This window comes from Rhizobium sp. Root491 (assembly GCF_001427205.1).
Taxonomy (GTDB): Bacteria; Pseudomonadota; Alphaproteobacteria; order Rhizobiales; family Rhizobiaceae; genus Agrobacterium; species Agrobacterium tumefaciens.
Genome location: NZ_LMFF01000012.1, coordinates 326,716 through 339,566, shown reverse-complemented (window position 1 = coordinate 339,566; position 12,851 = coordinate 326,716). Strand labels below are relative to the sequence as shown.

Below are 12,851 nucleotides of genomic sequence, written 5' to 3'. Positions count from 1 at the left end.
ATGCAGGTATCGCAGCGTTCGTGGTGGCTGCAATGTCATACATGTATGCATTATTTGTCAACATGTATGATAATCTGTATTACATGTTGGGGGGGGGAAATCAAGGGCATTCGCGCGGCCCTCGATACGTCGGCGTATTTAAAAGGATGGAGAGGGGACAAAGCGACCGCTCCTTGAGGATTAATCTATAATTTTAGTAGACTACTGAATCGCGCAACGATCTTTCAAAAATCGCCGGGACTATAAAAGACCATGCCGCGCCAGCGATGCCGGTCATCGTGCATTCTGCTTGGGTATGCGCGGTACAGGATGATGGCCGCACCTGCGCTGTCTGAGCTTCATCATGCCTCAACAAACATTCCCGGATGCACACCATGCCTATTTCCCATATCTCGCATTTTGCTTTTCTGGTTCCCGGCAACTATCACGATGATGATCCTGCGCAGGGGCTGGAGGAAACTCTGCAGCTTTTCGAAGCCGGCGAGGCGCTGGGTTATGATAGCGCCTGGGTCCGCCAGCGCCATCTGGAACGCGGCGTGTCCTCGGCCGCCACCTTTCTCGCGGCGGCGTCGCAGCGCACCAAGCGGATTGGCCTCGGCACCGCCGTCATTCAACTGGGTTATGAAAACCCTTTCAGGCTGGCGGAAGATCTCGCCACCGTGGATGTGCTGTCACACGGACGGTTGAATGTCGGCGTCTCTGTCGGCGCGCCGCCCTTCGCCCATCTGATTTCGGATTATGTCGATACGGCGCCCGATGCGGATTACAGCCATGCCCGCGCCGAGAAGCTCGCCAGGGCCTTGAGATCAGAACCGCTGTCCAGCGAAACGGAGGCTGGCAATGCAGCGGGCGCGCAGGTGCCGCGCCTTCGGCCCTTCGCCAAGGGGTTGACCGGCCGGCTGTGGTATGGCGGCGGATCGCAGAATTCCGCGCGCTGGGCGGGGAAGGCGGGATTCAATCTGCTGACCGGCAATATCGTCAGCGGTGAAAATACCGATGATTTTCTGACGGCGCAGGCGGCCCTCGTTGCCCGGTTCCGGCAGGAATGGGCGCATGAGCGCCAGCCGCGCGTCGCCCTTGGCCGCGTGATTTTACCGACGGACAGTGCCAGCCCGGCGACACGCCGCCGTTATGCGGAGTTTGCGGCCGAGCGCGACAAGCGCACGCATACGCCGCATGGTGCGCGCCGCACGCTTTTTCTGCCTGACATTGTCGGGACGACGGATGAAATTCTGGAGAAGCTGTCGCGCGATCCCGTTTTGCCGCATGTCTCGGAATTCCGTCTGGAACTGCCCTATGAATTCCAGCCGGAAGACTATCGCCAGATCGTGACCGATTTCGCGTCCGTCGTGCCGCAGCTTTCCGGCGGACGACCGATTTTGAAAGTGGCGACAGCTCAATAGCGCGTTCACAACGCCGCCATTCCTGCGCCGAGCGTGGGAATTGCGAACGAGGCGAACAGCGTCAGTCCGGTTGAGGCAGGCCGTATCTCTCGCGTATGGTCGTGCCTTCGTATTCGCGCGGATAAACGCCGCGGTCTTGCAGCACCGGCACGACTTGTTCGACGAATTCGGCGATATCGTCAGGGGCACGAGGCGGCTGCAATGTGTAGCCGTCAACCGTTCCGTCCTGCCAGAGATCGATGATACCGTCCGCCACCTCTTCCGCTGTGCCGAGCAGCAGTCGGTGATGCCCCTCCGAGCGCCGCACGGCCTCGCGGGCGGTGAGCTTTTCATGGGTCAGCAGTTCGGAAAGGCCAAGCCCCATGCCGACAGCCCATTGCCGGTTCTGGTCGGGAATGAAGCGCTCGCCATCCAGTTTCGCATCGGGATCGAAATCGCGGGGATCGATACCGTTTTCCTTGGCGAAGCGTGCCAGAAGACCGTCTTCCGAGCCGGTTCCGCTGTAGAGTTCGTGTTTGCGCAGCGCTTCCTCGCGCGTCTCGCCGAGAATGACGACGAGGCCAGGAACGATGCGGATGCCGGAGGGATCGCGGCCGAAAGACACTGCGCGGTCACGGACCTTTTTGCCAAAGGCCTGGCCGGCGGGACGGGACAATATGTTGCAATAGATAATCTCGCCATGACGTGCCGCCAGATCGATGCCGCCCTCGGAAGCGCCCGCCTGGGCGATGACGGGGTGACCCTGCGGTCCACGAGGGACGTTGAGCGGGCCTTTGACATGGAAATATTGCCCCTCGTGATTGATCGTCTCAGCCGTCGCCGCATCCCAGAAGCGGTCTTCCGGTATCTCGCCTTCGCGGCGCGGATCCCAGCTCGACCAGAGCTTTTTCGCGACATCGAGAAATTCCGTGGCCTTGGCATATCGCTCATTGCGCGGCGGCAGCGGGTCGTTGCCGAAATTGGCGGCGACGTTCGGATTGAAGGAGGAGACGATGTTGACGATCAGCCGACCGCCCGTGACGATATCGATGGATTGCGTTCGTCTCGCAAAATTATAGGGCGAGTTATAGGTGGAGGACACCGTCGCCACGAATCCGATGTCCGGCACCTGTGCGGCAAGCGATGTGGAAAGGATGAGCGGATCGATGGTGTGAAACGGCCGGCTTGTCGGGTCGGTCAGCAATGCCGGGTGATCCGAAAGGAAAACGGCGTCGAACCGGCCTTTGTGAGCCAGTTCCGTCAGTCGCCGGTAATAGCCGATATCGTTGATATCGTGCCGGTCTCCGCTCCTGTATTTCCAGGCATTGGCGAGGTATCCGGTGGTATTGATGCCGACATTGAGATTGAGCCGGCGTTTGTTCGTGCTCATGCTGCCACTTTTTCTTTCAGGTCTGTTGGATTGCCGGCTTGCGGGTCCGGCACAATTGCGGGGAAGCGTAACAGCCGGGGTTCCGGTCGCGAGTTAAAAATCCTTGCTGTCAGGAGAAGAAAAACTTCCGAGCCATGGCCGACGCTCCCAAGGAGAGGTTCACGTCGAGTGCCGCTCTCCGCCGAAGTATCGCTCGAGAATGACGCCGTTTCCGAAAGGATATTTTACCGAAAGCACGAAGCCATGCTGATATGGAAACGAATTTCCTCAATGGCCTCTCAAATAGTACACCTTATCTATAGAAAATATTTTATTGCGTGTAGCGTGTCGTAGAGATCGCAATTGAGAGGACGAACGCCATGGCTGATGCGGCCCTTCGCCAGATAACCCACCCTGAAACCGTCTGGTACACGCGCTGCCCGGCGCCAACGCCGCTTTCCATCGCGGCGCAGCTTGGCTGGATCGAGGAGAGTTTCGCCGGCCACGGCATTACTGTTTCTTCCATTCGCGATGCGGCGGATCCGGCCATTCGCCAAAGCCATTTCGATCACCGTCTGGACTGGTCCTTCCGTCAGGGCGGTAATATTCCGCCTATCTGGGCAAAATCCGGCGGACGCCAGACGCGTCTTGTCGGTTTGACCAGGACCGACGAGTTTCAGGCGGTCATAGCGCTGCCAGCCAGTGGTATAACAAAGGGCGGCGAGCTGAAGGGCCGGCGCATCGGGCTGCCGAAACGACCGAACGAAACCATCGACTTCCAGCGCGCCACATCGCTCAAGGGCATCGTGTCGGCACTGACCGTCTCCGGCCTTTCCGTGGCGGAGGTCGAGCTGGTCGATCTCACCGCAACCGAGCCGGTGCTGCTCGGACCGGCTGACGACAGGTTCCATGGCCTGCGCCGACGGCTGCCCTATGGGGAGGAGATCGCGGCATTGCATCGCGGAAAGATCGATGCGTTTTTTGTCAAAGGAGCGGAGGGCGTCACCGTCGCCAATCTCATTGGCGCGCACGTCGTCGTGTCGACCGGGTTTCACCCCGATCCGAAAATCCGTATCAATAACGGCACGCCACGTCCTTTGACCGTGGATGCCACCTTTGCCGATGAGAGGCCCGATCTCGTCGCCGACCTCGTGGCCACGGTACAGCGGGTTGCCGGCTGGGCGAACGACTATCCGGCGGAAGCGGTGCGTTTCATCGCCCGCGAGATCGGTGTCAGTGAGGAAGCGGTTATCGCCGCCAACGGGGCGGATGTGTACCGTAACCTGAGGCTCGATCTCGATCCGGCGGAGCTGGATGCGCTCAGCCACTTCAAGGATTTCCTGCTGGAATGGAAATTCATCCCTGACGATTTCGATGTGAACGACTGGGCCGATCCGCGCGCCCTTTCTTTAATGCAACAGGCTGCGGCGAAGTGAGGGCGTCATGACAGCAACCATTCTTGTAACGGGTGCAACCGGCAAGCTCGGCCAACGCGTCGTCAGCCGCCTTTTGCAAAAAGAGGCGAAGGTTAGGGTGCTGACCCGCCGGGGTGAGGACGCGCTCAAGCTCTGGGGCGACAGGGTGGATATTTCGGAGGGGAATTTCTCCGATCCGGCCAGCCTGAAAGAGGCCTCACGCGCAACAGACACGGTGTTCCTGCTTTCCCCAATCGGTGAAACGCTGGCGGCGGACCAGAAAGCGGTCATCGATGCCGCTCTCTCCGCCAGCGTATCGCGGATCGTGAAAATATCCGGTTCCGACTGGACCATCGCCAATGCCGCACGCTCCGTCTCGGGTGCCGCCCATGCCGAGGTCGAAAAACATCTGGCCGGGAGCGGCATTGCGCATACGATGCTGCGGCCGAATGCCTGGATGCAGGTGGCGCTGGAACCCGTCGTCGCAGCACTACGCCAGGGGGAGGATGTGCCCGCCCGTTTCGGCGATGCAGCCGTTTCCTTCATTGATGCCGACGATATAGCCGATGTGGCGGTTCATGCATTGACTTCGAGCACGTCTGTTTCCTGCGCCTTGGCGCTAACCGGCGGTGAAGCCTTGACGGCACTGGAAATCGCCCGCATCGCGGCCCGTATCCTGCATCGCCCCGTGGGGATATCGCATCATTCCGCTTCCGTTTTTCCGCCGCATATCGGAGCGTTCGAACAGAAGGCGATTGGTGAATTCGGCCAACTCATCCGCGAGGGCCTCGCGGCCTCCGTCAACGACAACATCGAGCGGATTACCGGTCGGCAGCCCCGCAGCGTGGAGGCCTATTTGCGCGCCCGGCTGGCAGCGACCACCCCGCAGGGTAATCATTCCGAGGGAGAAAAGACATGGCGCTGACTGTTTCACTGCCTGAAGGTCCCGAACTGAAAAGCCCCACTGATTTCGAAGACAGCCCGCTCAGCCGCGCGGTGAAGCAGCCACTGATGCTGGGGCTGTTCCTCAATCTGCAGGACATCAACTTCTCCAGCCTGCCAACCAGTAATAGCTGGACCTTCGACTACAATGCGGAGCTGGTGAAGCGCGCGGAGGAGCTTGGTTTCGAAATAGCCTTCAGCCGCACGCAATGGCTGCCCAAGGGCGGTTATGACGGCGAATCCTCGCTCGACAGTTTCATTGCGCTGGGCGCCATGGCGGCGGTCACCAAGAGCATTCTTCTGATCTCCACTATTCATGTGCTTTACGGTCCCCTGCATCCGCTCCATCTCGCCAAATATGGCGCGACGCTGGATCATATCGCCAGGGGACGATGGGGCATCAACATCGTCACCGGCCATCGCGCCATCGAGCATGAAATGTTCGGCTGGCAGCGGATCGACCATGACAAGCGCTACGACATGGCGGGGGAGTTGTTCGATGTGCTGCATCGCCTGTGGGGAGAAACCGAAAACTTCTCCTATGAGGGCAAGCTTAACCCCTGGGCCATCAACAACGGCTGGATAACGCCAAAGCCCGCCTTTGGCCGCCCGCCGCTGGTGACGGCGACCGGCTCGCCGGCCGGTATCGATTTCGCCGCCCGCCATTCCGATCTGGTTTTCGTTACCTCGCCCGGCGGCGCGCATATCGACAGCGCGCTGGAAACGCTTCCCGATCATATCGCCACCATCAAGAACCGCGCCAGGGCCTATGGCCGTCATGTGAAGACGCTCATCAATCCGATCATCGTCAGCCGCGATACGGAGAGGCAAGCGATCGCCTATGCCGACGCCATCGAGGCGGGAAAACCGCAGCCCGGCACCCGTGCCTTTGCGACCAACAATTACGACAGCGACGCCCATGCCTGGCGGGGTCGCGGCGATGCACGCCACAAGCAGGGGCGCAATCTCGGCGGCAATATCGAAATCATCGGCTCGCCGGAGCAGGTGGTCGAGCAGCTTGTCGGCTTGAAAAAGGCTGGCATCGATGGCGTGCAGCTGAATTTCTACGATTTCCGCGAAGATCTCGAATATTTCGCTGAGCGCATTCTGCCCTTGATGAAGGAGGCTGGCCTGAGGCTCTGACGCCTCTCCCGCCTCAGATTTCCAGTTCTGAAGCTTAGCACTTCGCAATCACAGAGATTGCGAGAACGATCTTTTTTGCCCTGAGGAGATACCGTGAATATTGCCGTCGATCCCGTCAAAACGCCCGCGCCGAAAGTCATAGACCGGATCGGGACCTATGTTCCCGAACTCGTCTCCATCCGCCACGATCTGCACCAGCATCCGGAAATCGGTTTCGAAGAGGTGCGCACCTCCGGCATAGTCGCCGAGAAGCTCACCTCCTGGGGCATCGAGGTGCATCGCGGTTATGGCAAGACCGGCGTGGTCGGCGTGCTGCGTGGCCGTCATGCTGGCAACCGTTCAATCGGGTTGAGGGCGGATATGGATGCCCTGCCGATGCCGGAAGAAACAGGGCTGCCTTATGCATCGGTCTATCCCGGTAAGTTCCACGGCTGCGGGCATGATGTGCACACCACCATATTGCTTGGCACCGCCCGTTATCTGGCGGAAACCCGTGATTTCGCCGGCACGGTGATTTTCATTTTCCAGCCCGCCGAAGAAGGACTGGGTGGCGCACGCGCCATGATCGCCGATGGGTTGTTCAAGGATTTCCCCGTCGATGAAATTTACGGGCTGCACAATTCCTCCCATGCAGCACCCAACCATCTGAAGGTTTCGCCCGGTACCATTCTGGCAGGCGCCGATTTCTTCGATATCCGGCTGAAGGGCAGGGGCGCGCATGCGGCTCACCCGGATGTCTCGCGTGATCCGGTGCCGGCGACGGGTGAACTCATCCAGGCATTGCAGACCATCGTCAGCCGCAATGTGCCGCCGACCGATCCGGCCGTCTTGTCGATCACCCGTATCGAGGCGGGATCTGCCTATAACGTCATCCCCGAAACGGCCTCGATTGCAGGCACGGTGCGGGCCTTCTCCGACAGCGTGCGCGAGACCATAAGGGGCCGAATCCGCACGATTTCCGATCACATTGCCGCCGCTTATGGGCTCACCGCCGAGGTGGATATTCGCGACATATTCTCGGTTCTGACCAATGACGACGCGTCGGTGGAGATTGTGGCCGGGGTGGCGCGCGAAGTTCTCGGAGACGAGCGCGTTTCCACAGAGCCTGGTCGCTTCATGGGCAGCGAGGATTTCGCCGACCTCCTGAAACATGCGCCCGGTGCGTTTTTCACCCTCGGTCATTCCGGCACCGTGCCAGCCCATAATCCCGGTTTCATTGTCGACGATGCAATCCTGCCGGTCGGCGCCACCTTGTTTGCCAGACTGGTCGAAACCCGGCTGAAGCCTGCCTGAAATTTGAAAACAAGCCTGCAAGAGGAAACATCCATGGATATTACAAGACGTAAGACATTGCTTTTGAGTGCTGCGCTAGGTGCGGCCATGCTGCTGCCATCCGTGCCGGTGCTGGCGGCGGAGACGCCGAAAAAGGGCGGTATTGTTACCCTTGCGGGTCTCGGTGAGCCGACGACGCTTGTGCCGCTTTCCGATTCCAATACGCGCACGCGCGCGATTTCCACCAAGATCCTGGAAGGGTTGGTGCGCTTCGACAGCGAGTTCAAGCCGCATCCGGTTCTCGCCGAAAGCTGGGAAACCTCCGCCGACGGGCTGCGCTACACCTTCAAGCTGCGCAAGGGCGTCAAATGGCATGATGGCAAGGATTTCACTGCACAGGATGTGAAATTTTCCCTGCTTGCCTTCAAGAAGGTGGGCCCACGCGGCCGTATCACTTTCGCCAATGTTGCCGATATCGAAACGCCCGATCCGCTGACGGCGGTAGTGGTGCTTTCCAAACCTGCGCCTTATCTTCTGCGGGCGCTGACCGGTGGCGAAACGCCCATTTTGCCGGCCCATGCCTATGCTTCGGAAAACTACAATGAGAGTCCGAACGGCAACGCGCCCGTTGGCACTGGCCCCTTTGTGTTTGAGGAATGGAAACGCGGCAGCTATGTGAAGCTCAGGAAGAACCCGAACTACTGGCAGGCCGATCTTCCCTATCTCGATGGCTTCGTGGCGCGGTTCGTCGCTGACGCGGCCTCCACCACCATCTCGGTGGAAACGGGCGAGGCGGATTATACCGCCGATGTCTCCTACAGCGATCTGGAGCGTTTGCGGCAAAATCCCAAGCTTTCGGTGGAGGTCTATACCGACTCCTATCTCAATAACGCCGCCATATTCGAGTTCAATCTGGAGAATCCGATCCTCGCGAAAAAGGAGGTGCGGCACGCGCTGGCACATGCCATCGACCGCAATTTCATCAACGACGCGATCTTTTTCGGCACGGCGAAACCCGCCGGTTCGAACATTCCGGCGGTATTCACCGCCTATAATGACGAGAAGCCCTTTACCTATCCCTTCGATCTGGCCAAAGCGAATGAACTGCTGGACAAGGCGGGGTATCCGAGGGGTGCGGATGGTACGCGTTTTTCGCTGCGGCTGGCCTTCCTGCCCTCCGACGTTTTCCGCAAAACCTCCGAATATCTACGCTCGTCCTTCGGCAAGCTCGGCGTGAAGGTAGATATCGTCGAAGGCGATCTCGCCACCTTCATCAAGCGCGTCTATACCGAGCGCGGTTTTGACCTGACGGTGAACGGCATCAGCCGGTTGTTTGATCCGACAGCGGGCGTGCAGCGGCTCTACTGGTCCGATGGCATCAAGAAACCCGCGCCATACGTCAATGCCGCCCACTACAACAATCCGAGGGTGGATGATCTTTTCCGCGCCGCTGCGATTGAAGTGGATGAAACGAAACGGGCGGGGCAGTTCCACGATATCCAGAAAATCACCGGTGACGAATTGCCGAATTTCTCTATCGTCGCCCTGCCGACCGTCATTCTGCGCAACACCAGCCTGCAGTCTCTCGTGACGACCATCGACATTGCCTATGGCGATCTGTCGACGGCCTGGAAGAACGAGTGAGCGTTTTGCATATGGCAATAAAAAACCCGGCAATTTTGCCGGGTTTTTTATTGCTGAAAACGGCCCTCCGGCCTTTTTTCACTATCGCGGGATAACGGCGTTTTCGGGAAAAACGTTGCCTTTGGAACAGGCCGGCAGGAACGGTGATGCCAATTATCGGAACTCTAAAAAAATCAATTTCTTCAATAATTTAGGGCGAAGGAATTCTTCGTTTTGCGGGAAGAATAGCTTTCTGGACCTCTGATTTCTCTGCCTGCACTGTGTCCATGAAATCTCACCCGCACACGATGGATGCCATGGCCAAGGATACGCTTTTTTTGATCGCCCCCGGTTTTGAAGACCCCAAGCACCCCGGTGTCCGGTTCGTCTGCCCGCATTGTAACCAGATCGAAGGCCTGCTTGCCGCCTTTCCGGACCTTGCCGCCGGGATCGATATCCACCGGGTCGGTTTTCAACGTCCGCGCGAAGCGGTCATCGCCGTCGTGGGTGAGGAAAACCAGTCGTTGCCGCTTTTCGTCTTTACCGGCGATGCACCAGCCGATGCGACGACTAAAGGCGACACGCACTTCATTCAGGACACGAAACGCATTTTGCAAATCCTCGCCGAGCGTCACGGGTTCCCGCAACTGCACTGAGATGCCGCACCCCGCACATCGGATTTTTATCGGAGACAGACATGACCTTTTCCAGACGCCAGTTTCATAAAATTGCACTCGCCGCCGGCGCTTTCGTGGCGCTTCCAGGTGGTTCTTTCGCTGCTGCTGAAGAGCCGGTTTCGGGCGGTACGCTCAAGATCGTCTATTTTCCCGAGCCTACGCAGCTCGTGGCAATCAATACCAGTGCGGGCGGTCCGCAGTTCATCGGATCGAAGATTTATGACGGGCTTTTGACGTACGATTACGAACTTTCGCCCAAGCCGAGCCTTGCCAAAGAATGGAGCGTTTCCGCCGACGGGCTGGAATATGTCTTTCATCTGCAGCCGAATGCGAAGTTCCATGACGGCAAGCCGGTGACATCGGCAGATGTGGAGTTCTCGATCCTGCGGCTTAAGGAAGCCCACCCGCGCGGCCGGGCGACTTTCTCGCATGTTGAAAGCGTCGATACTTCCGATCCGCTGGTCGCGAAGGTGAAGCTTTCCAAGCCGGCGCCGGGATTGATAACCGCGCTCGCCTCGTCGGAATCGCCTGTTGTGCCAAAGCACATCTTCGAGACCTTCAAGCCGACTGACAATCCAAAACCCGCCCAGATCATCGGCAGCGGTCCCTTCGTCCTGAAGGAATGGGTGCCCGGCAGCCATATCCTGCTGGAGAAAAATGCCGACTACTGGGATGCGCCGCGCCCCTATCTGGAGCGTGTCATCATCCGCCTCATCAACGATGCGGGCGCTCGCGCGGCGGCGCTGGAAACCGGAGAGGGCGACATTGGCCCGAACCCGGTGGCGCTTGCCGATCTGGAACGACTGAAATCCATCCCGACGCTGAAGGTGGATGACCGCATCTACGCCTATGCCGGCCAGCAGAACCAGCTCGTCATTAATCTTGAGAACGAATATCTCAAGGAATTGAAGGTGAGGCAGGCTATTGCCCACGCGATCGACGTTCCGGCGCTGATCGATACCGTGCTTTACGGTTACGCCGTGCCATCGCCCACGCCGATCAGCCCCGGCCTTGCGAAGTTCCACAATCCGGATATCGGTTTTGCCAAATTCGACGTCGCGCTGGCGGAAAAGCTGCTGGATGAGGCGGGCTTTCCGCGCAAGGATGGCGGCAAGCGCTTCAAGCTCAGGGTCACCACCAACCCGTTCAACCCGCAGACCTATTCGGATTTCATAGCGCAGGCGCTTTCCAAGATCGGCATTGAGGCGGATATCCAGAAATTCGATTTCGGCACCTATGTGAAGGTCGTTTATACCGATCGCGCCTGGGACCTTTCAGTCGAATCCCTCTCCAATACCTTCGATCCGACGGCCGGCGTGCAGCGTGTCTACTGGAGCAAGAACTTCAAGATCGGCCTGCCGTTCTCAAACGCCAGCCACTACGCCAATCCGGAAGTGGACCGGCTGCTGGAAGCGGCCGCGGTGGAGCCGGATATCGAAAAGCGCGCAGCCTTCTTCAAGGAGTTTCAGGCCGTCGTCGCCAAGGATCTTCCCGTCATCAATCTCGTTTCGCCAATCCAGCCGGTCGTCGGCAGCGTCCGCATCAAGGATTACGCGACAGGGGCGGAGGGGCTCAGCGGCAATCTCGCCAAAGCGTGGGTGACGAAGGAGGCGTAAGCGCATCCTCACCTCTCGTTTAAAGCCGCGTCAAAGTTGAAAAGGGTTCATCGCCATGAGCAGAAAATCCGAGAAGCTGGTCCTCAATGCGTTCATCTATCCGGGTGGGCACCATGAAGCAGCCTGGCGCCACCCCGAGTCGGAGCCACTGCGCGTCACGGATATAAGGCTCTACCAGGATATCGCCCGCAAGGCCGAGGCGGCAAAGCTGGATGCCATTTTCTTTGCCGATGCGCCGGTGCTGGACGCCAATATCCGCTATGCCGCCCGGCACCGGCTGGAACCGATCACCATGCTGGCGGCCTTGGCGGCCGTCACCGAAAAGATCGGCTTCATTGCGACGGCCTCCACCACCTATTACGAGCCTTACAATCTAGCGCGGCTGTTCGCCTCGGTCGATCATATCAGCGGCGGCCGGGTCGGCTGGAACATCGTGACGACCTCGGCCGATGCGGCGGCCGGAAACTTCAATCTCCAGCAGCATCCGCCGCATGCCGACCGTTACCGGCAGGCGACTGAGTTCGTCGATGTGGTGACGAAGCTCTGGGACAGCTGGGAAGACGATGCCATCGTCGCCGACAAGGAGAGCGGTCTTTTCGCCGATACCGACCGCATCCATCCTGCCAATCACGAGGGCGAGTTCTACCGGGTGCGGGGCGCGCTTAACCTGCCACGCTCGCCGCAGGGCAGGCCGGTCTATGTGCAGGCCGGCTCTTCGGAGGACGGTCGTGGCTTTGCTGCCCGTTATGCCGAGGCAATCTTTACCGCGCATCAAACTCTGGAGAGTGCGCGGTCTTTTTATTCCGACATAAAGAGGCGCGTGGCGGCCACGGGGCGCAATCCAGCCCATGTGAAAATCCTGCCGGGGATCAGCCCCTTCATCGCCTCCACCGAAGAGGAGGCGCGAAAGCTAGAGGCGAGTTTCAACGATCTCATCCAGCCGGCCTTTTCGCTTGGGCAGTTGCAGCGCATTACAGGCATTGATCTCTCATCGGCCGATCTCGATCAGCCGTTGCCGAAGGAGGCGGTGGAAGCGACGCGCGCGCAGGCGGATAGCAGCCGGCATCAATTGGTTCTCGATGTCATCGACCGGGAAAATCCGACGATCCGGCAATTGTTGCACCGGCTTGCCGGCGGGCGCGGCCACAAGGTGATTTCGGGAACGCCGGAACAGGTGGCAGACTGGATAGAGACCTGGTTCCGTGAAGGTGCTGCCGACGGCTTCAACATCATGCCGCCATGGCTGAATGGCGGGTTCGATATTTTCGTCGACGAGGTCGTGCCTATCCTCAAACAGCGCGGGCTGTTCCGCGAGGACTACGAGGGCGACACGCTGCGTGATCATTACGGCCTGCCCCGGCCGGAAAACATCCATACGACCAGGGAGTTGCAAAGGGAACGCGCCTGATGTG

10 protein-coding genes are annotated in these 12,851 nt (G+C 59.2%); 9 read left to right on the top strand and 1 reads right to left on the bottom strand.

Going from position 1 to position 12,851, the window contains the following annotated elements:
* The first annotated feature begins 374 nt into the window (after positions 1-374).
* Positions 375-1,403, top strand: a complete 1,029-nt coding sequence (locus ASD46_RS12460) for an LLM class flavin-dependent oxidoreductase (RefSeq protein WP_025595512.1) — start codon at positions 375-377, stop codon at positions 1,401-1,403.
* A gap of 61 nt (positions 1,404-1,464) precedes the next feature.
* Here the strand turns inward: ASD46_RS12460 and ASD46_RS12455 are convergent, their stop codons facing one another.
* Positions 1,465-2,772, bottom strand: coding sequence for an NtaA/DmoA family FMN-dependent monooxygenase (locus ASD46_RS12455; protein WP_003511148.1), 1,308 nt, complete (start codon positions 2,770-2,772; stop codon positions 1,465-1,467).
* Positions 2,773-3,131: 359 nt separating this feature from the next.
* Between ASD46_RS12455 and ASD46_RS12450 the strand changes: the two genes are divergently transcribed.
* The 8 genes from ASD46_RS12450 (at position 3,132) to ASD46_RS12415 (ending at position 12,847) form a co-directional block, all read left to right on the top strand.
* Positions 3,132-4,187, top strand: a complete 1,056-nt coding sequence (locus tag ASD46_RS12450; RefSeq protein ID WP_060642343.1) for an ABC transporter substrate-binding protein — start codon at positions 3,132-3,134, stop codon at positions 4,185-4,187.
* Between the two features lie 7 nt (positions 4,188-4,194).
* Positions 4,195-5,091, top strand: a complete 897-nt coding sequence (locus tag ASD46_RS12445; protein WP_060642342.1) for an NmrA family NAD(P)-binding protein — start codon at positions 4,195-4,197, stop codon at positions 5,089-5,091.
* On the top strand, positions 5,082-6,251 hold the full coding sequence (locus tag ASD46_RS12440) for an LLM class flavin-dependent oxidoreductase (protein WP_060642341.1): 1,170 nt from the start codon (positions 5,082-5,084) through the stop codon (positions 6,249-6,251). The genes ASD46_RS12445 and ASD46_RS12440 overlap by 10 nt, the downstream gene beginning before the upstream one ends.
* A gap of 93 nt (positions 6,252-6,344) precedes the next feature.
* The gene (locus ASD46_RS12435) at positions 6,345-7,544 is read left to right on the top strand and encodes a M20 aminoacylase family protein (protein ID WP_060642340.1); all 1,200 of its coding nucleotides are present in this window, start codon (positions 6,345-6,347) and stop codon (positions 7,542-7,544) included.
* 33 nt (positions 7,545-7,577) lie between these two features.
* Positions 7,578-9,167, top strand: a complete 1,590-nt coding sequence (locus ASD46_RS12430; RefSeq protein WP_003511134.1) for an ABC transporter substrate-binding protein — start codon at positions 7,578-7,580, stop codon at positions 9,165-9,167.
* A gap of 296 nt (positions 9,168-9,463) precedes the next feature.
* The gene (locus ASD46_RS12425) at positions 9,464-9,802 is read left to right on the top strand and encodes a DUF3088 domain-containing protein (protein ID WP_026330699.1); all 339 of its coding nucleotides are present in this window, start codon (positions 9,464-9,466) and stop codon (positions 9,800-9,802) included.
* 41 nt (positions 9,803-9,843) lie between these two features.
* Complete coding sequence (locus tag ASD46_RS12420; RefSeq protein WP_035199536.1) at positions 9,844-11,439, top strand: ABC transporter substrate-binding protein; 1,596 nt, start codon at positions 9,844-9,846, stop codon at positions 11,437-11,439.
* A gap of 55 nt (positions 11,440-11,494) precedes the next feature.
* The gene (locus ASD46_RS12415) at positions 11,495-12,847 is read left to right on the top strand and encodes an LLM class flavin-dependent oxidoreductase (protein ID WP_003511124.1); all 1,353 of its coding nucleotides are present in this window, start codon (positions 11,495-11,497) and stop codon (positions 12,845-12,847) included.
* The last annotated feature ends 4 nt before the right edge of the window (positions 12,848-12,851 follow it).